Origin of the sequence: Pseudomonas sp. MF4836, assembly GCF_002018875.1 — a bacterium.
Lineage (GTDB): Bacteria > Pseudomonadota > Gammaproteobacteria > Pseudomonadales > Pseudomonadaceae > Aquipseudomonas.
Map to the genome: position 1 here is coordinate 1 of NZ_MVOL01000022.1, position 19,235 is coordinate 19,235.

Sequence of the window (19,235 nt, forward strand, 5' to 3'; positions counted from 1 at the left end):
CCCTCACCACCCCCATATCAATCCCCAAATGCACCAACTCCGCATGAGAACTAACCTGCAACTTGCTCTTGAGCATGGTCAGATAGTTGGACACCGTTTTCGCACTGATGCACAGCTGCTGCGCAATCAACCGCGCCGGCGTGCCCTTGGCCAACATCACAAAAATCTCCAGTTCGCGCTGGGTCATGCTTTGCAGGCGCGGGTCGCTGGCGTTCTGCTGGGGCGTGCAGGCCAGTTGCGTGGCCAGGGGCTGTTCGATGTAAGCGTGCCCCGCGAGGATTCTGCGCACCGCCTCGATCAACACCTCAGGTGCCGAGTTCTTCGTCAGGTAGCCTGAAGCCCCCGCATCCAGCGCCTGACGCACCAGCGGCAGCTCGTCATGCATGCTGAAGAACAGCACCCGCAACTGCGGTAAACGCTGGCGCAAGCGCCGGGTGGTTTCCAGGCCGCTGATGCCGGGCAGGCCAAAATCCATGATCACCAGGTTCGGCACCTCTTCCTGGACCCGAATCAGGGCCTCCTCGCCCGTGGCCGCTTCGCGCACCTGGATCGCCGGCAACAAGGCCCGCAGTAGGCTGGCATAGCCCTGGCGGACCACCGCGTGGTCATCGACCAGCAAAATATTCATCACGCCTCCAAGGGAATGCTCAAGGCCAGCGCCCAACCGGCGCCGGGCTGACTGTTGATGCGCAGTTCGCCACCCAGGCTGCGGGCGCGTTCGAACATCGAATGCAGGCCCACCCCAGGCTGCTGCGGCTGCTGGGCGCCACGGCCGTTGTCGCGGATCGACAGGCGCAGGCGCCCGGCGCGGTGTTGCAGGCGCACCCGTACCCGGCTCGCCCCGGCGTGGCGGGCGACGTTGGTCAGGGCTTCCTGGAGCAGCCGATACAGATGGGTCTTGCTCGGCATCGACAGCGGCGGCAGGTATTGGTCCACCCGCAGTTGGCAATCGATGCCCTGGCTACCCCGCCAATGCTCCACCAGCAGGCCCAGGGCCTGGTCCAGCGGCAGGTGTTGCAGCACCACCGGATACAGGTCGTGCACCAGGGCGCGAAAGCCCTGTTGCAGGTGTTCGCAGTTCGATTCCAGGGCTTGCACCGTCTGCGCCAGCAGCGCCGGCTGGTCGGTCACCACCCGCAGCAGGCAGGCCTGGGCGCGAATCCCCGCCAGGTATTGCCCAAGGTCATCGTGCAGGGTCTGGGCCAGGTGGGTGCGCTCCTGTTCCTGCACCGCCAGCAGGGCCTGGGTCAGGTGCGTGTTATCGGCCCGGGCCTGTTCCAGGGCCTCGACCATGTGGTTGAAGTGGCCGGCCAGCTGCCGCGCCTCGGGCAGACCCTCGGCCCGCAGGCGCACCGCCAGTTGCCCGCCCGACACTTGCCGCAAGGCGCGCAGCAGGTCGTCCAGCAGGCCCATGCCGCGGCGCACCGCCCAGCGGATGGTCAGCAGGCTGAGCAACAGCGCCAGGCCACACAGGCTCAGCAGTTGCTGCAATGAATCCCAGACTTCATCGATCTCATCACTGGGGTCGACGCCGATCAGCACTCGGCGCCCGTCGCTCAAGTCCAGCACCTTGTGGCTGCGACGGCTGCCGTCGAACAATTGGCGACCGAGCCAGGCATCCAGCCCCTGCTCGGGGGCCAGCTCCAGTGACTCGCCCGGCGCCAGCCAGTGCACCCGCACATGGCGCAGGCTGCGGGTCAGGCGCGGTTGCAGGCTGGCCGGATCGCGCTCGGCCGTTTCACCCAGGTACTGCACCACCGCCTCGGCCGATTGCAGCTCGCGCTCCACATCCGCCACCGCCTGGTGCAGCAGCAGCGCCATGCAGGCCAGCGTGACCAGGGCGAAAAACGCCGTCACCCAGAGGTTGATCCGCCACAGTGCCGACATCCCTAACGCCCCGGCACTGCAGGCGCGACCAGGGTCTGCAAGGGTCGCGCCGGGTGCAGTTTGTCGACGCCGATCAGGCTCAGGATCAGTAACAGCGGCAACAGCAACGCTTTGAGAATCCGCATGTTCGGTGCTCTCCAAGGTGGCGATGCAAGGAAGGTGGCGCGCCAGGTGACCGTTGCCCTCATGCTAAAACCGCGCCGCAGCCAGCGGGGTACTACCTTGGTACTGGCCGAGCGGTACTTTCTGCATATTTCCCCGCCCGCCAGGGCTTCCTATGCTGACGCCTCCCCTAGCGGAGTGCCCCATGCGCCAGCTCGTCAGTTACGCCTTGATCTACTTGCTGGCGATTGCCAGCGCCGCGTTGCTGGCGACCCAAAGCCAGGCCGACGAAGGCACGCTGAGCGTGCGCATCGGCTACCTGGGGTATCGCCCCGACCCCGGCCCGCTGCTGTCCAACGTCATTCCCGAGCCCAATGATGCCGGTGAGCGCGGCGCGCAATTGGCGATCGAGGACAGCAACAGCACCGGGCGTTTTCTCAAGCACGACTACCAACTGCGCAGCGCCAGCGTCGACAGCCCCGAGGCCCTGCTGCAAGCCGCCCAGGCCCAGCACGCCGAGGGCCTGCGGCTGTTCGTGGTCAATGCGCCGGCGGCCAGTCTGCGCCAGCTCAGCGCCGCCCTGCCCGACAGCCTGCTGTTCAACGTCGGCAGCGCCGATGACAGCCTGCGCAGCACCGCCTGCCTGGGCAACGTACTGCACAGCCTGCCGAGCCGGGCCATGCTCGCCGACGCGCTGGTGCAGTTCATGGCCGTGCGCAAATGGCAGCGCGCGCTGCTGATCGTCGGCCAGACCCCGGACGACGAGGCCTATGCGGCCGCCCTGCGCCGCGCCAGCAAGCGTTTCGGGGTAAAGATCGTCGCCGAAAAACCCTGGAGCTTCGACAACGACCAGCGCCGCAGCGCCCAGGCCGACATGCCGCTGTTCACCCAGACCGCCGAATACGACGTGGTGCTGGTGGCCGACGAACGCGGTGATTTCGGCGAGTACGTGCCGTACCAGACCTGGTACCCGCGGCCGGTGGCCGGGACCCAGGGCCTGACGCCCACCGGCTGGCACAAGACGGTGGAAACCTACGGCGCCGCGCAATTGCAGAAACGCTTCGAGGCCCTGGCCGGACGCTGGATGAACGACCGGGATTTCGCCGCCTGGATCGCCGTGCGCAGCATCGCCAGCGCCGTCAGCAAATTGCGCCAGGCCGACCCCGTGGCCATCCAGCAGCTGGAACTGTCCGAGCAGTTGCCCCTGGACGGGTTCAAGGGCCGCAAGCTCAGCTATCGCCCGTGGAACGGCCAGTTGCGCCAACCGATCCCCATCGTCCAACCCCGGGCACTGGTCAGCACCTCGCCCCAGGACGGCTTCCTGCACCCCTTCAATGAAATGGACAGCCTGGGCTACGACAAGCCCGAGGTGACCTGCCGCTACCCCTGATCCCAACACCACAACAACAAGGAATCCGCCATGCGTCGCACCCTGCTCTCATGCGCCCTGCTGCTCGCTGCCGGAAACGCCGCGGCCGCCACCGCCTGGGTCTCCAACGAGAAAGACAACAGCCTGAGCCTGATCGACATGCAGACCCTGCAAGTCACCGAAACCCTGCCCGTGGGCCAGCGTCCGCGCGGGTTGCTGCTGTCCCACGACAACAAGCTGCTGTACATCTGCGCCAGCGACTCGGACCGGGTCCAGGTGATGGACGTGGCCACGCGCAAGATCATCAAGGAACTGCCGTCCGGCAAGGACCCCGAGCAGTTCGCCCTGCACCCCAACAACCGCTGGCTGTATGTGTCCAACGAGGACGATGCGCTGGTGACGGTGATCGATACCGAGACCTCCAAGGTCATCGGCCAGATCAATGTCGGGGTCGAGCCCGAAGGCATGGCAGTCAGCCCCGACGGCAAGTGGGCGGTCAATACCAGTGAAACCACCAACATGCTGCACTGGATCGACACCAGCACCCAGACCCTGGCCGACAGCACCCTGGTGGATCAGCGCCCGCGCTTTGTCGAGTTCAGCCAGGACGGTTCACAGCTCTGGGCCTCGGCGGAAATCGGCGGCACGGTGACCATTCTCGACGTCGCCACACGCAAGATCCTCAAGACCCTGAACTTCCAGATCAAGGGCGTGCACCCCGACAAAGTGCAGCCGGTGGGGATCAAGCTCAGTGCCGACGGCCAGTACGCTTTCGTCGCCCTGGGCCCGGCCAACCATGTGGCGGTGATCGACGCCAAGACCTTCGAAATTCTCGACTACCTGCTGGTGGGCCGGCGCGTCTGGCAGTTGGCATTTACCCCGGACCAGCGCCAACTGCTGGCCACCAACGGCGTCAGCGGCGACGTCTCGGTGATCGATGTGCAAAGCCGCAAGGTGCTGAAGTCGATCAAGGTCGGGCGTTATCCGTGGGGTGTGGTGGTCACCCCATGAATGCCCTGGAGGTCAGCCAACTGAGCTTTGCCTATGGCCCGCGCGAGGCCCTGAAACAGGTCAGCTTCAGCCTGGCACCCGGGCGTTTTGCCGCGTTGCTGGGACCCAATGGCGCCGGCAAGTCGACCCTGATCGCCTTGCTCACCCGGCTGTATGACGTGCAGCAGGGCGAGATCCGGGTCGGCGGTCACTCCCTGCGCGAGGCCCCGCGCCCGGCCCTGCGCCAATTGGGTGTGGTGTTCCAGCAAAGCACCCTGGACCTGGACCTGAGCATCGAGCAGAACCTGCGTTACCACGCGGCGTTGCACGGTTTGTCACGGCGCCAGAGCCATGCGCGCATCGACGCTGAACTGGAGCGCCAGGGCCTCGCCGAGCGCCGTCGGGAACGGGTCCGCGAGCTCAATGGCGGGCACCGGCGGCGGGTCGAAATCGCCCGCGCGCTGTTGCATGAACCGCGCCTGTTATTGCTCGACGAGGCCAGCGCCGGCCTCGACCCGGCCAGCCGCCTGGCCCTCAACCAGCACATCCGCAACCTGTGCCGCGAGCAGCAGTTAAGCGTGCTCTGGACCACCCACCTGCTGGACGAAGTGCAGGCCAGCGACGACCTGCTGATCCTGCATCAGGGCCGGCTGGTGGCCAGCGGACAGGCCGCAGCCTTGAGCCAAGAACACGGCGGCGATCTCGATTCGGCCTTCGCCCGCCTCACCGCCCCATCCCCTTCTGGAGTCGCAGGCCGATGAACGCCTACTGGCAGTGTTTCAGCGGTATCGTGCTGCGCGAATGGCTGCGTTTCGTGTTGCAGCGCACGCGTTTTCTCAGTGCCCTGGTGCGTCCGCTCCTGTGGTTGCTGGTGTTCGCCGCCGGCTTTCGCGCGGCACTGGGGATCGCCATCATCGAGCCCTACGACACCTACATCCCCTATGAGGTCTACATCATCCCCGGGCTGGCCTGCATGATTTTGCTGTTCAACGGCATGCAGGGCTCGCTGTCGATGGTCTACGACCGGGAAATGGGCAGCATGCGGGTGCTGCTCACCAGCCCCCTGCCCCGGGCCTTCCTGCTGGCCAGCAAGCTGTTGGCCACCTCGCTGATCTCGTTGCTGCAGGTCTATGCCTTCCTGGCCATCGCCTGGCTGTACGGCGTGCAGCCGCCGGCCATGGGCTTACTGATGGTCTTGCCGGCGTTGCTGCTGGTGGCCCTGATGCTGAGCGCCCTGGGGCTGCTGCTGTCGAATGCCATTCGCCAGCTGGAGAATTTTGCCGGGGTGATGAATTTCGTGATCTTCCCGTTGTTCTTCCTGTCGTCGGCGCTGTACCCGCTGTGGAAGATGCTCGAAGCCAGCCAGTGGCTGTACTGGCTGTGCGCCCTCAACCCCTTCACCCATGGCGTGGAACTGGTGCGCTTTGCCCTGTACCAGCGCTTCAACCCGCTGGCCCTGGCGGTGTGCCTGGGCCTGACCCTGCTGTTCTCGCTGCTGGCGGTGCTGACCTTCAACCCGCAGCATGCGGCGCTGCGCAAACAGGGCTGAGGGCGCCGCCGAGCCCTGCTGCGGGCAGAAAACAGTACTTTCGTAGCGGTTTTACTGTCTATCGTCGCATTCACAAAGCTCCATCCGTGGCATGTAATGGGCCTATAACAAGAAGGATAAAAGCCCTATGCCACGTGCCCTGCGTTGTCTGTTACGCCCCTGCCTGGCACTTGCCTGGCTGAGCCTGCTGGCCGGCCCGGCACACGCCGAAACCCCGCTGTTTTCCGCCGAGGGTTATCGCACCAGCCTGTACCGCAGCCCGACGCCGAACCAGCTGGACGGTGCGCAGATCATCGACACCCCCGCCCTGCAACAACTGCTGCAACAGACCCCGCGCCCGGTGCTGGTCGATGTCTATCGCCGGCAATGGCTGCAAGGCCGCTTCATCGAGGACGAACCCCATGCCAACCTGCCCGGCAGCCTGTGGCTGGCCAATACCGGCGACGGCGAACTCGGCGCACCCTGGCAGGCCTACTTCGCCCGCCATCTGCAACAGGCCAGCGCCGGCCGCCTGGAACAACCGTTGGTCTTTTATTGCCGATCCGATTGCTGGTTGAGCTGGAACGCGGTAAAACGCGCCGCAGCATTGGGCTATAAAACCCTGTATTGGTACCGCGACGGCCTCGACGCCTGGCAAGCCGCCAACCTGCCCGTGTCGCCAGCCCAGCCCGAACCCTTTCCCTGAGCCAATACCCGCGTGCTCCAGCCCCACCACAATCAAATAATAACGAGGTGAAAGGCCATGTACAAAATTCTGATTGCCGACGATCACCCCCTGTTTCGTGAAGCGATCCACAACGTTATCAGCGATGGTTTCCCCGGCAGCGAAGTCATGGAAACCGCCGACCTGGAAAGCGCCCTGGCCCTGACCCAGCAGCACGACGACCTGGACCTGATCCTGCTCGACCTGAACATGCCGGGCATGCACGGCCTCAACGGCCTGATCAACCTGCGCAACGAAGCGCCGACCATCCCGGTGGTGATCGTCTCGGCCGAACAGGACAAGCAGATCGTGCTCCAGGCCATCACCTATGGCGCGGTGGGGTTTATCACCAAGTCTTCGCCGCGCTCGCAGATGACCGAGGCCATCGAGCAGATCCTCAACGGCAACGTGTACCTGCCGCCGGACATCATCCGCACCCAGAAGAGCAGCTCCGGGCGGCGCATGAACGAAAACCCCAGCTTCCCGCCGGAACTGCTCCAGGCCCTGACTCGCAAGCAACTGCTGGTACTCGAACGCATGACCAAGGGCGAATCGAACAAACAGATCGCCTACACCCTGGACATCGCCGAAACCACGGTCAAAGCCCACGTCTCGGCCATCCTGCGCAAACTCAACGTCCACAACCGCGTCCAGGCCATCCTCAGCGCCGGGGACATCGACTTCGGCGCCTATTTGCGTCGTTGACGCCGGTAGCCCATCGGCGTCTTACCGCAGCCCGAAACGGGAAGCCGCAGCACCCTGTAGCCGATGCCGAAGGCTCGGGCCGCGGTTGGACGCTGGCCCTCAATAACGCCCCCAATTGACCTGAGTGCCTCGGCGCAGCGCAGCCTGGCGGCAGCGGCTATGGGTTGGGGCCCAGGAGGTGGCTCATGGCGGTTTTGAGTTTCATCGGGCGCACGGGTTTGTGCATGAGGGTGTGGCCCAGCTCGCGGATTTGCTGCTTGAGTTCGTTGCTGTAGTTGGCGGTGATCATCAGTGCCGGGACCGGCGACGCACGGCGGGCGTTGATCCGGGCCACGGCGTCGACGCCGTTCTGGTCGTTGTCCAGGTGATAGTCGGCGATCAGCAGGTCGGCTTCGGCGTGGTAGTTATCGACCTGACGCGCCAGGTCCTGCTCGGACAAGGCGGTCACCACCCGGCAACCCCAGCCTTCGAGCAGGGTGCGCATGCCGGCGCAGATCGCCGCGTCGTTATCCAGCACCCACACCCGCGCGCCCCGCAGCCGTTCGAGCATCGGTTCGCTCATGTTCAGGCTGGGCAGGGCCTTGGGCGCGGTGGCGCTGAGGGGCACTTCGACGGCGAACATCGACCCCCTGCCCGGCCACGAGCGCACCCGTATCCGGTGGCCGAGGATGCCGGCGATTTTCTCCACGATCGCCAGCCCCAGGCCCAGCCCGCGATCCTGGTCCGGGCGCTGTACATCGCCGCGCTTGAACTCCTGGAAGATTTCCTCGAGACGGTTTTCCGCGATGCCCATGCCGCTGTCCCACACCTCGATCGACAGCCGCTGGCGCTGGCGCCGGCAGCCGAGCACCACGCGCCCGCTGCGGGTGTAGCGAATGGCATTGCTCAGCAGGTTGCGCAGGATCCGCGCCAGCAACTGGATGTCGCTGCGCACCAGTGCCGAGCAGCCGACAAAATGCAGCTCCAGGCCTTCGCTGCGCGCCACCTGGGCGTATTCCACCGCCAGGTTGTCCAGCAGCTCGCTGAGGGCGAACGGCGCGATGTCGGCCTTGATCACCCCGGCATCGAGCTTGGAAATATCCACCAGGGTCCCCAGCAGGTTTTCCACGTCCTCCAGGGAATTGCTGACATTGCGCACCAGCACCTGGCAGGCCTGGGGCTCGCGCCGCTCCAGCAGCGCGCTGGTGAACAGCCGCGCCGCGTTCAGGGGTTGCAGCAGGTCATGGCTGACCGCCGCGAGGAATTTGGTTTTCGACAGGTTGGCCTGCTCCGCTTCCAGCTTGGCTTCCCGCAGGCGCGATTCGACCCGGCTGCGCTCGTCGATTTCCCGCAGCAGCTGCTGGTTGAGGGTGGTCAATTCCGCGGTGCGTTCCCGGACCCGCAGCTCCAGGTTCTGATAGGCCTGGTGCAGCGCCTCGGCGGTGCGCCGGCGTTCGGTGATGTCGCGGATCAGCACGAAAATCCCCACCACCTCACCCGTGGCCAGGCGGTTGGGCACGTAGGAGCGCAGCATGTAGCGCTCCTGGTTATTGATGTTGGTTTCCGGGAACTCGAAGGTCACGCTCTCCCCGGCCAGGGCCCGCGCCACGTAGGACTCCAGGCGCTGGTAGTGCTGTTCGCTGTGGACCTCGCGCAGGCTCTGGCCGAGCATCACCCCGCGCGGCCAGCAGTACCATTCCTCGTAGACCTTGTTGGTGAATTCGTAGACCAGGTCCGCGTTGAGGTAGGCGATCAGCGCCGGTACATGGTCGGTGATCAGGCGGATCCAACGCTCGCTTTCGCTCAGGGCCTCGGCGTGCTGGTAGCGCTCGGTGATGTCGGTGAAGGTGTTGACGAAACCGCCGGTGGGCAGCGGATGGGTGCGGATTTCCAGCATGCGCCCGTCGTACAGGCGCTGCTCGCATTCATGGATCACCCGCCCGTTGCTGTCGCGGCTGGCGGGGGTCAGCAGGCTCAGTTCGCTGTCGGCGATGACCTCGGCGAATGGCCGGTGGGCCGCCACCGGGGCCAGGCCGCTGAGCTCCAGGAAGCGCCGGTTCCACAGTTCAAGGATGCCCTCGGCGTTGACCATGGCCACGCCCTGGGACAGGTTGTCCACCGCCCGCTGCAGCAGGTGGGATTTTTGCGCCACCGCCTGCTCCCGACGCAGGGTTTCGCTGAGCTTGACCTCGGTGATGTCGGTGAACAGGATCACCCGCCCGCCCTCCAGGGTCGGCCGTTCGCTGATCTGCAACCAGCGCCCGTCCTGCAAGCGATACAGCAAGTGTTCGTCACCATGACCCCGAGGTTCTTCGCTGAACATCCCGGTGCTGGTCATCAGCCGCTTGACTTCGGCCAGGCGCATGCCGGCCATGATCCGAACTCGGCTGTTGCTCCAGAACGCCTTGAACCGGCTGTTGAACAGCACGATGCGCTGCTCTTCGTCGAACAGCACAAAGGCGTCGGAAATACTCTCAATGGCATCGATCAGATACTGATGGGCGGTCTCGGCCCGCAGCCGCGCCTCGCTCAACAGGCGGTTGCCGGCCTTGAGCTCGGCCATGGCCTGGTTCAGCGCATCGGTGCGCTCGCGCACCTGTTCGGCCAACACCACCGAATGCTGGAACGCCGCGTAGGGGTCGTTGCCCCGGGTGACCCCGGATTCGACCCGCTCGATCAGCGCGGCGTTGATCCGCCGCAGTTTGCGGTTCTCTTCTGCAAGCCGCGTGACCTGGGCTTGCAGCTCAGCGGCTGGCGGGGGTTCGGCTGCGGGCAATGGCAACCCCGGTAAAGGTCTGGTTGATATGCATGCCATTGAACTGTTCTCCGTAGGTGTTGAACCCCATCACCCGCTGCTCGCGCAAAAAGGCCCCGATCTCGTCCAGGCTGCCGCGGTCTTCGAGCTCCAGTCGACGCAAAAAGCAGTCACAGCCGATGGTCAGCAACAGCCCGCCCAGGCGCTGTTGCAGGCCGTCGAACAGCGCTTGCAGGTTGGGCAGCAACGGCCCAGGGGTCATGGCCGTGAGGACGATGCCGTTTTCCACCGCGCAGTAAAAACTCAGGCTCAGGTCCGGGTGCACCTGTTGCACCGCGCGCACGTAGTAGTGCTGGTTGATGCGCACCGCCAGCGGGTGGGCGGCGAATACCCGGTGGTCGAGTTCGGCCACCGGCACCCCGATCAGCCTCGCGTATTCCTCGGCGGCCGGCTCCGCGTTGAGTTCGTAGACCCGGCGCAAGCTGCTGTCGACGCCGGTGACCACCAGTTTTTCTTCCCGCGGCAGGATGTGGTGGGTGGTGAACACCTCGAAATCCAGCCAGGTATTGACCAGCACCACCACCGCCGCGCCGCTGTGGAACTCGCCGCCGAAGTAGACATGGGTGTGGGTCAGGTAATTGTCGTCGCCGGCCGAGCCGCCGAAATGCGGGATATCCCCCAGGGCCGCACTCAGCGCCGCCAGGACCATTTCTTCGCGGCTGGACAAGCCATCGAGCAGGGTCAGGGCAAAGCTGTTGCCCTTGATCGGCGCCAGGGTGTTGCTGCGACAGTCGCTGACCAGGCGCTCGACCATCTGCTGGGCGTCGATCAGGCTGAAGTGCTCCATCTGGTCGATCAGCTCGGTGGCGATGGAAAAGTGCCGGTGGTCAAAGCCGATCGCAGTCACGCAATTGCGCCCGTAGCCTTGGGGGGTGATCTCCCCGGCGCTGGTGCAGCCCACCAGGCGGATCCCGCCAAAACCCTGATGCAGGGCCTGGCCCAGGGCCTGCAGGTCATATTCGGCCGAACAGAAAAACAGCACGAACCCCAGGTGCGGGTGCAACAGCTGCCGCGCCAGCTCCTGGGCGACCTGCTGCACATCGGTGGCCTGGGACATCGCGCTGACGACACCCTCGCTCTGGGCTTGTTGCATCTTCGCCTCCCGCGGGTGCGCTGTATGAGGCATGAGTGTACGAAGTCACCCGCGCCCGACGAATGCTACTTGGGTAGTGGGTGGGCGCTTCAATGGGATGAGACGCCGACCGCCGGCGCCAGGCAGACGGCCCGGGCCACGCCGCGATGCGCACGGCGGGATCCGGGCCAGGGGGTTACCAGGTGAGGACTGCGCCGACGGCGAAGGTGTCGGTGTTTTCGTTCTGGGCGCTGGTGTCGTGGCCATCGATCTCGAACTGGTTGTACTCGGCCACCAGCTTGAGGTTGTCGTTGATGTCGTGGAACAGCGCGATGCCGCGGGTTTCATAGTCGGCGCCGCTGCCGACCACGCCGTTGCCGTCGTCACGGGTCTTGCCATAGGACAGGGCCAGGCGGTTCTTGCCGAGTTTGTACGAGCCCTGCAGCAGGTAGCCGTTACTGTCGACATTGCGCAGCGTGGCTTCGCCGGCGTTGTTGGTGAAGAACGGGTTGATGCCCTTGGCCTGGAACCCCGAGCCGGTCAGGGACAAGCCGCCCATCTTGGCTTGCACCCCATAGCCCAGGCCCTTGGAGGTGACTGACTTGACCGTGGAGTCGGTGTTGTCCGAGCTCTGGTAACTGCCGTTGAGCCAGCTGTAGACCTTGGCCCCGCCCAGATCGAACTGGTAGGTGATCTCGCTCTCGGTGCGCGGGTTCTCCTGGTAGGCCTTGCCGGTCGGGCTGCTGTCGTTGGTGTCCACCGGGTCCATGATCCCCACCGCGACCCGCAGGCCGTCCATTACCGGGGTGCGATAGGTGATCTGCGAGGTCGGGAACGGGTACGGGTAGCCGCTGCCGATATTGCCGAACGACACCCCGCCCCCATCCACCAGGCCCAGGCTGTCGCTGACCTGGCCGTAACCGGCGAGCAGTTCATCGAGCAGGATGTTGGACCGGGCGAACAGCCCGAAGTCCTTGCCGATCAGCACCTCGCCCCACTCCGGGTTGGCCACGGTGCCGTAGAACTGGCGCACGTCGATGGCGGTGTCGGTGCCGTTGGTTTCACTGTCGTTGATGGGCACCCAGAACGAGGCGCGGGCCCCGAGTTTCAAGTCGTCCACCTGCTTGCCCATGTTGAAGCCCAGGTAGTTGGGCAAAAAGCCCATCTTGACCCGTGCCTGGCGCCGGTCGTACTGATCGCCGGCACGGTCGACATCGCTGTTGACGTAGAAGGCGTTGATGTAGCCGTCGGTGGAAAAGGTGGTCTGGTCCTTGTCGTACAGCATGATCTCGGCCTCGGCGATGGTGCTCAGGCCGAGGGTCGAAAAGCCGGCGATCAGGGCCGGCAGGAAAGACTGCCGCAAATTCTTATTGTTATGCATGGCGCGCTCCGCAAACGGGGGACGAGATGTCGGAGGCGATTATCAAAAGGACCTGCGGCCAGGCCCATGCTGCCTTGGCGCTGAATGGCGGCTGCTTTGGAGTGGCTGGCAGGGCCCGGCAAACTCGACGTAAGACCGGACCGCTACCGGGAGCAAAACTTAAGGCCTACAAGCCCCGGCCCGAGAGGATGAACGACTTGCGGCTCAACCCGCCAACTGGCGCAACTTGGCCAGCTCGGCAGCGGCCAGGGGGATCCCGTGCTCGCGGGCCTGGGCGCGGCTGCGATAACGGCGGTCGCCCGGCAGGCGCTCCAGGCCTACCGCCTGCATCTGCCGCACCAGCTCGTCACTGCGGCTGGCAAAGCGCCCGCCCCCGGATTTGCTCGGGTCGATGACGATCAGCAACTGGCCGGTCCAGGGGGTTTGCGCGCCGGGGTGTTGGGACCAGTCGAACTCAAAGGAGAAGTTGCCGCCGGTCAGCGCCGCGGCCAGCAGCTCGACCATCATCGACAGCGCCGAGCCCTTGTGCCCGCCAAACGGCAGCAGGGCGCCACCGTCGAGAATCGCCTTGGGGTCGCAGGTCGGCTGGCCCTGGCGATCGACGCCCATGCCCGGCGGCAGCTGCTCGCCCTGGCGCGCGGCGATTTGCACATCGCCATGGGCGATGGCGCTGGTGGCCAGGTCGAACACAATCGGGTCGGCCCCGGCGCGTGGCGCAGCAAAGGCAATCGGGTTGGTGCCGAACAGCGGCCGCTGGGCGCCGTGGGGCACCACGCAGGTCATGCTGTTGACCACGCTCAGGGCCACCAGGCCGGCTTCGGCAAAGGGCTCGACGTCGGGCCAGAGCGCGGCGAAGTGGTGGGAATTGCGAATCGCCAGCACCGCGATCCCGGCACTGCGCGCCTTCTCGATCAGGGCCTCGCGGGCCGCGGCCAGGGCCGGCTGGGCAAAGCCGTTGGCCGCATCCACGGCTATAAAACCGCTGGCCACATCCTCCACCACCGGCCGCGCCTGGCCATCGACCCAGCCGCTGGCCAGGGACGCCAGGTAACCCGGGATGCGAAACACCCCATGGCTGTGGGAGCCGTCGCGTTGCGCCCGGGCGCAGTTGTCGGCCAGTACCTGCGCGACCTCGGGGCTGGTGCCGTGGCGCAGGAAAATGCGCTGCAACAACTGGGTCAATTCGGACAGCTCAAGGTGCTCGATTTCGGCGTGCACGGGGGTGGCTTCGGACATCGCAGGCTCCGGTGGAGTTGTTATTGGAAGTGGCCTGACTATCGCGTCACGCCAGTTATCTGTCAAACATTGACTTAATGACAGAAAACATTCATTTTCCACTCCACGCGCTGTCCAACCACAGGAATTCGCCGTGAGCCAGCCCATCAAACAACGCCTTGAAAGCAGTCTGTCGAGCGCCACCGCTTCGGGCCGGGCCATTGCCAGCTACATGCTGGCCAACCTCTACGAGCTGCCCTTCCAGACCGCCGCCGACATTGCCGACAAGCTCGGCGTCAGCGAATCCAGCGTTGGGCGTTTCTGCCGCGCCATCGGTTACAGCCACTTCAAAGACCTGAAAAACGACCTGAAAAATGACCTCGGCGAAGGCCCGTGGCTGGTCGGCGATCGGTTGCAGGAATTTCGCCAGCAGCCGAACCAGGCGCCCCAGGGTTTGCCGCGCAGCTTCGAGCTGGAAGTCGGCGCCCTGATGAAAGTCTATGAATACAGCCTGACCCCGGCCTGGATCACCGTGGCCCAGCGCCTGGCCACCCGGCGCAAGGTGTTTGTCGCCGGGTTCCAGACCGAGCGTGGTATCGCCGCGTCCATGGTCCACCTGCTGCAGTACCTGCGCGATGACGTGCACCTGGTGGACGGTGCCGCCGGGCATTACGCCGAGGTGCTGCTGAGCCAGCCGGGGGATTGCGCCCTGGTGGTGTTCGAGGCCCGGCGCTATTCGCGCCACGCCCTGCATCTGTGCCGCAAGGCCCGTGAGGCCGGGATCGCGGTGACCCTGGTCACCGACACGTTCTGCGATTGGGCCGAGCAGAACGCCGATGAAGTGTTCCGCGTGCCCACCGAGTTCAACCTGTTCTGGGAGTCCACCGCAGCCATGCTGTCGCTGGTGCACCTGCTGGTGAACGAGGTGTGCAAGCAACTGGGCCCGGACGTCGAGCGCCGCCTGGAAGCCACCGCCGCCCTGCATAACGAGTTCGTGGGTTACACATCCTCTGCCAGACCAAAACAATAATCGAGGTGCTAAATGAAGAATGTCGTTCGCTTTGCCAGTGCATGTGCCATGGTCCTCGCCGGTGCTACCGGTGCCCAGGCTGAAGTCCTGAAAATCGCCACCGAAGGCGCCTACCCGCCCTTCAACTACGTCGACTCCGATAACAAGCTGCACGGCTTTGACGTCGACATCACCAACGCCCTGTGCGAACGCATGAAGGTCGAATGCACCATCGTCGCCCAGGACTGGGAAGGCATCATCCCCGCGCTGCTGGCGAAGAAATACGACGCCGTGGTGGCCTCGATGATCGCCACCGACGAGCGCAAGAAGAAAATCGCCTTCACCAACCACTACTACCGCACCCCGCTGTCGGTCGCCGTGGCCAAGGACTCGGACATCACCGACGCCCAGACCAGCTTTAAAGGCCGCACCGTCGGCGCCCAGTCGTCCTCGACCCAGGCCATCTACGCCGAAGACCATTACGGCCCGGCCGGTGCCGACGTGAAGTTCTACCCGACCCTGGACGAAGCCAACAGCGACCTGGCCGCCGGCCGTGTCGACGGCGTGATCGCCGACAAGTTTCCGCTGCTGGCCTGGGCCGAAACCGCCGGCAAGGACTGCTGCAAGATCATCGGTGACGTGCAAGGCACCACCGCCGACGCCTCGATCGCCGTGCGCAAGGAAGACAACGCCCTGCGCGAGCGCCTGAACAAGGCCCTGGACGAGATCGTGGCCGACGGCACCTACAAGAAGATCTCCAGCCGCTACTTCGCCTTCGATATCTACTGACCGCCCCGGGCCGCGTGGCGGCCCGCCTCTTTCGAGTACCCCAGCCCTGCACTCACCCCCTGAGTGCGGCGCCGGCGTGCAGGCTCAATTTGTTCTGAGGGTTCGAGCATGTTCGAACATCTGTCACTGTTATCGTTCGCCAGCGGCGGCTGGGGTTCGGCCTTGCTGGCCGGGGCCCTGGTCACCATCGCCCTGGCCCTGAGCTGCGTGCCCATCGGCCTGCCCCTGGGGCTCGCCGTCGCCCTGGCCGCCCGCTCGAAAAACCGCTGGGTGCGGGCCTGGGCCACCACCTTCTCCACCGTATTTCGCGGCCTGCCGGAGCTGTTGACCCTGCTGATCATCTACTACGGCTGCCAGATTGCTGCACAGAAGATCCTCGGCGCCATGGGCTACCCCGGCGAAGTGGCGATCAACACCTTCGTCGCCGCGATGATCGCCTTCAGCCTGGTGTTCGCCGCGTTCTCCAGCGAGATCTGGCTGGGCGCCTTCAAGACCATCTCCAAGGGCCAGTACGAAGCCGCCTCGGCCCTGAGCCTGTCGCGCCGTACCACCTTCACCAAGGTGGTGCTGCCGCAGTTGACCCGCATCGCCTTGCCGGGCCTGTCGAACAACTGGCTGTCACTGCTCAAGGACACGTCCCTGGTCTCGACCATCTCCCTGGTGGACCTGATGCGCCAGACCAACCTGGCCGTCAGCGTGACCAAGGAACCGATGCTGTTCTACGCCGTGGCCTGCTTCGGCTATCTGTTTTTCTCGGCGTTGTCCGGGCAACTGTTCCGCTTCCTTGAGCAGTACTTCAACCGTCATCAACGGAGCGCGCGCCCATGAGCCTGGATGAATTGCTCAACCTGTTCCTCAGCCCCGAGCTGCTGGACCGCTACGGCGCGCGTTTTATCGACGGCCTGCTGGTCACCGGCAAGCTGGTGGCGATCTCCTTCAGCCTCGGCGCCGTGCTCGGCCTGCTGATCGCCCTCGCCCGCCTGTCCAACAGCCGCCTGCTGCGCAACGTCAGCGGCGCCTATGTGTACTTCTTCCGCGGCTCGCCGCTGCTGGCCCAACTGTTCATGCTGTATTACGGCCTGGGCTCGTTCAAAGGCTTCTGGCAGGACGTGGGCTTGTGGTGGTTCTTCCGCGATGCGTGGTTCTGCACCCTGCTGGCGTTCACCCTGAACACCGCCGCCTACCAGGCCGAGATCCTGCGCGGCAGCCTGCTGGCGGTCGCCGAGGGCCAGCGCGAAGCGTGCAAGGCCTTGAGCCTGTCGCGCTGGACCAGCTTTCGCAAAGTGATCCTGCCGCAGTCGCTGCTGGTGGCCATCGGGCCCCTGGGCAATGAGCTGATCCTGATGATCAAGGCCAGCGCCATCGCCTCCCTGGTGACCATCTACGACCTGATGGGCGTGACCAAACTGGCCTTCTCCCGCAGCTTCGACTTCCAGATCTACCTCTGGGCCGCGGTGCTGTACCTGGTGATCGTTGAAGTGGTGCGGCGCAGCCTGAAACTCCTCGAAGGCCGCCTCAGCCGCCACCTCAACTGACCGAACTCCAGCGGGACGCCCTGGCGGCCCGCGTACCAAGGATTGACCCCATGCATTGCCAAACCATCGTTCTGGGCGCCGGGATCGTCGGCGTCAGCACCGCCCTGCACCTGCAAGCGCGCGGCCAGCAGGTGATCCTGCTCGACCGCCAGCCACCGGGCAACGGCACCAGCCACGGCAACGCCGGGCTGATCGAGCGCGCCAGCGTGATCCCCTACGCCTTCCCCCGGGAAGTGTCGAAGCTGCTGCGCTACGGCCTCAACCAGCAATCGGACGTGCGCTACAGCTTCAGCCACCTGCCCAAGGCCGGCCCCTGGCTGCTGCAGTACTGGCGCCATTCCTCGCCCAAAGGCCTGGCCCGCGCCACCCGCGCCATGCTGCCGCTGATCGAGCGCTGCGTCAGCGAACATATGCAACTGGCCGAACCCGCCGGGATGCAGGGCCTGATCCAGGGTGAAGGCTGGATCGAAGCCTTCAACGACCCGGCCGCCTTCGCCAAGGCCCAGGCCGACGCCCTGGCCCTGGAGGAATACGGCCTGAACTACCGGGTGCTCGACCGCCAGCAGATCCATCAACTGGAAAGCGGACTGCACCCCGATGTGGTCGGCGGCCTGCACTGGCTCGACCCCAAGACCGTCACCGACCCGGGCGGCCTGACCCGCGGCTACGCCGAACTGTTCAAGCAGCGCGGTGGCCTCTTCGTGATCGGCGATGCCCTGAGCGTGCGCCAGGTCGACGGCCAGTGGCAGGTGCAGAGCGAGGCCGGGGTGATCAGCGCCGAACAGGCGGTGGTGGCCCTGGGCCCTGAAGCGCGGGGGATTTTCGAACCCCTGGGCTACCAGATCCCCTTGGCGATCAAGCGCGGCTACCACATGCACTACGCGGCGCTGCCGGGCACCCGTTTGCAGCACCCGCTGCTGGACCCGGTGGGCGGCTACGTGCTGGCGCCGATGGTCGGCGGCATTCGCCTGACCACCGGCATTGAATTCGCCGACCGCGACGACCCGATCAATGAAATCCAACTGCGCCGCTGCGAAGCCCTGGCCCGCCGCTTCTACCCCCTGGGCGAGCGGGTCGACGCCGAACCCTGGCTCGGCCGTCGCCCATGCCTGCCCGACATGTGCCCGGTGATCGGCCCGGCCGCACGCCATAAAGGCCTGTGGTTCAACTTCGGCCACGCCCACCACGGCCTGACCCTGGGCCCGGTCAGCGGCCGCCTGCTGGCGGAAATGCTCACCGGCGCCACGCCGTTCACCGACCCTGCGCCCTACAGCGCCGACCGCTTCCACTGATCGCCGGAGACCCGACCATGCTGACCCAGACTGCCCCGTTGACCACCGCGCCGATCATCGCCACCGACACCCGCAAAGTGGTGGTGGATATCAGCGGCCTGAACAAATTCTATGGCGCGTTCCACGTGCTGCACGACATCGACCTCAAAGTGCGCGAGGGCGAACGCATCGTCCTCTGCGGCCCTTCCGGCTCGGGAAAATCGACCCTGATCCGCTGCATCAACCGCCTGGAAATCGCCGAGAAAGGCCGGATCCTCATCGACAACACCGACCTCTCCCAAGCCACCCGCGAAGCGGCCCGCGTGCGCAGCGAAGTGGGCATGGTGTTCCAGCACTTCAACCTGTTCCCGCACATGAGCGTGCTCGACAACTGCACCCTGGCGCCGATCACCGTCCGCGGCCTGTCGCGCAAAAAAGCCGAGGAACTGGCCCGGGGGTTTCTGGCCAAGGTGGGGATCGAGAACCAGGCCGACAAATACCCGAGCCAGCTGTCCGGCGGGCAGCAGCAGCGCGTGGCGATTGCCCGGGCGTTGTGCATGGAGCCCAAGATCATGTTGTTCGATGAGCCGACCTCGGCGCTGGACCCGGAGATGGTCAGTGAGGTGCTGGATGTGATGGTGAAGCTGGCGGGGAGTGGCATGACCATGCTGTGTGTGACCCATGAGATGGGGTTTGCAAGGCAGGTGGCGGAGCGGGTGTTGTTTTTGGATGGGGGGCGGATTGTCGAGGATGCGCCGCCGGAGGCGTTTTTTGGGGCGCCGAAGAGTGAGAGGGCTAAGGCGTTTCTTGCGCAGATTGTGCATTGATTTTTGGGATGTAGATGTGTGATCTGCGGGTCTGGCG

The 19,235-nt window shown here is 65.2% G+C and carries 19 protein-coding genes; 12 read left to right on the plus strand and 7 right to left on the minus strand.

Features of this window, described 5'->3' with window-relative positions:
* The 3 genes from MF4836_RS32370 to MF4836_RS36010 form a co-directional block, all read right to left on the minus strand.
* On the minus strand, nt 1-628 hold a 628-nt coding region (locus MF4836_RS32370), incomplete at its 3' end, for a response regulator (RefSeq protein WP_078473781.1).
* Nucleotides 628-1,887, minus strand: a complete 1,260-nt coding sequence (locus tag MF4836_RS32375; RefSeq protein WP_078473782.1) for a HAMP domain-containing sensor histidine kinase — start codon at nt 1,885-1,887, stop codon at nt 628-630. The genes MF4836_RS32375 and MF4836_RS32370, both read right to left, overlap by 1 nt.
* Nucleotides 1,888-1,889: 2 nt before the next feature.
* Entirely contained in the window at nt 1,890-2,012 is a 123-nt protein-coding gene (locus tag MF4836_RS36010; protein ID WP_020300004.1) for a hypothetical protein, read from the minus strand.
* 182 nt (nt 2,013-2,194) lie between these two features.
* Here MF4836_RS36010 and MF4836_RS32380 point away from each other — a divergent pair, with 182 nt between their 5' ends.
* From MF4836_RS32380 to MF4836_RS32405, 6 genes are all read left to right on the plus strand, one after another.
* Nucleotides 2,195-3,379: an ABC transporter substrate-binding protein gene (locus tag MF4836_RS32380; RefSeq protein WP_078473783.1), complete on the plus strand. Its 1,185-nt coding sequence runs from the start codon at nt 2,195-2,197 to the stop codon at nt 3,377-3,379.
* A gap of 30 nt (nt 3,380-3,409) precedes the next feature.
* Complete coding sequence (locus tag MF4836_RS32385; RefSeq protein ID WP_078473784.1) at nt 3,410-4,369, plus strand: YVTN family beta-propeller repeat protein; 960 nt, start codon at nt 3,410-3,412, stop codon at nt 4,367-4,369.
* The gene (locus MF4836_RS32390) at nt 4,366-5,109 is read left to right on the plus strand and encodes an ABC transporter ATP-binding protein (RefSeq protein WP_078473785.1); all 744 of its coding nucleotides are present in this window, start codon (nt 4,366-4,368) and stop codon (nt 5,107-5,109) included. Before MF4836_RS32385 ends, MF4836_RS32390 begins: the two co-directional genes overlap by 4 nt.
* The gene (locus MF4836_RS32395; protein ID WP_078473786.1) at nt 5,106-5,897 is read left to right on the plus strand and encodes an ABC transporter permease; all 792 of its coding nucleotides are present in this window, start codon (nt 5,106-5,108) and stop codon (nt 5,895-5,897) included. The genes MF4836_RS32390 and MF4836_RS32395 overlap by 4 nt, the downstream gene beginning before the upstream one ends.
* Before the next feature lie 127 nt (nt 5,898-6,024).
* A complete protein-coding gene (locus tag MF4836_RS32400) occupies nt 6,025-6,582 on the plus strand; it encodes a PQQ-dependent catabolism-associated CXXCW motif protein (RefSeq protein ID WP_020300009.1) in 558 nt (185 codons plus the stop codon).
* Between the two features lie 57 nt (nt 6,583-6,639).
* A complete protein-coding gene (locus tag MF4836_RS32405) occupies nt 6,640-7,305 on the plus strand; it encodes a response regulator transcription factor (RefSeq protein ID WP_078473787.1) in 666 nt (221 codons plus the stop codon).
* 157 nt (nt 7,306-7,462) lie between these two features.
* Here MF4836_RS32405 and nahK read toward each other — a convergent pair whose 3' ends face one another.
* The 4 genes from nahK to MF4836_RS32425 form a co-directional block, all read right to left on the minus strand.
* Complete coding sequence (gene nahK / locus MF4836_RS32410; RefSeq protein WP_161955779.1) at nt 7,463-10,099, minus strand: hybrid sensor histidine kinase/response regulator NahK/ErcS'; 2,637 nt, start codon at nt 10,097-10,099, stop codon at nt 7,463-7,465.
* Nucleotides 10,029-11,192 (minus strand): nitric oxide-sensing protein NosP, encoded by a 1,164-nt coding sequence (nosP, locus tag MF4836_RS32415; protein WP_020300012.1) that lies wholly within the window; start codon nt 11,190-11,192, stop codon nt 10,029-10,031. The genes nahK and nosP overlap by 71 nt, the downstream gene beginning before the upstream one ends.
* A 175-nt stretch (nt 11,193-11,367) precedes the next feature.
* Nucleotides 11,368-12,552 carry a porin gene (locus MF4836_RS32420; protein WP_078473789.1) on the minus strand — a complete coding sequence of 395 codons (1,185 nt, stop codon included), beginning with the start codon at nt 12,550-12,552 and terminating at the stop codon, nt 11,368-11,370.
* Nucleotides 12,553-12,756: 204 nt separating this feature from the next.
* Complete coding sequence (locus MF4836_RS32425) at nt 12,757-13,788, minus strand: Ldh family oxidoreductase (protein ID WP_078473790.1); 1,032 nt, start codon at nt 13,786-13,788, stop codon at nt 12,757-12,759.
* Between the two features lie 133 nt (nt 13,789-13,921).
* Here MF4836_RS32425 and MF4836_RS32430 point away from each other — a divergent pair, with 133 nt between their 5' ends.
* The 6 genes from MF4836_RS32430 to MF4836_RS32455 all read left to right on the plus strand — a co-directional run bounded on the left by MF4836_RS32430 (nt 13,922) and on the right by MF4836_RS32455 (nt 19,198).
* Nucleotides 13,922-14,797: a MurR/RpiR family transcriptional regulator gene (locus MF4836_RS32430; protein WP_020300015.1), complete on the plus strand. Its 876-nt coding sequence runs from the start codon at nt 13,922-13,924 to the stop codon at nt 14,795-14,797.
* Between the two features lie 12 nt (nt 14,798-14,809).
* The gene (locus MF4836_RS32435; protein WP_020300016.1) at nt 14,810-15,565 is read left to right on the plus strand and encodes a transporter substrate-binding domain-containing protein; all 756 of its coding nucleotides are present in this window, start codon (nt 14,810-14,812) and stop codon (nt 15,563-15,565) included.
* 108 nt (nt 15,566-15,673) lie between these two features.
* Complete coding sequence (locus MF4836_RS32440) at nt 15,674-16,393, plus strand: ABC transporter permease (RefSeq protein ID WP_020300017.1); 720 nt, start codon at nt 15,674-15,676, stop codon at nt 16,391-16,393.
* Nucleotides 16,390-17,100, plus strand: a complete 711-nt coding sequence (locus MF4836_RS32445) for an ABC transporter permease (RefSeq protein WP_020300018.1) — start codon at nt 16,390-16,392, stop codon at nt 17,098-17,100. The genes MF4836_RS32440 and MF4836_RS32445 overlap by 4 nt, the downstream gene beginning before the upstream one ends.
* A gap of 50 nt (nt 17,101-17,150) precedes the next feature.
* Nucleotides 17,151-18,392 carry an NAD(P)/FAD-dependent oxidoreductase gene (locus MF4836_RS32450; RefSeq protein WP_078473791.1) on the plus strand — a complete coding sequence of 414 codons (1,242 nt, stop codon included), beginning with the start codon at nt 17,151-17,153 and terminating at the stop codon, nt 18,390-18,392.
* A gap of 17 nt (nt 18,393-18,409) precedes the next feature.
* Nucleotides 18,410-19,198 (plus strand): amino acid ABC transporter ATP-binding protein, encoded by a 789-nt coding sequence (locus MF4836_RS32455; protein WP_078473792.1) that lies wholly within the window; start codon nt 18,410-18,412, stop codon nt 19,196-19,198.
* Nucleotides 19,199-19,235 lie beyond the last annotated feature (37 nt).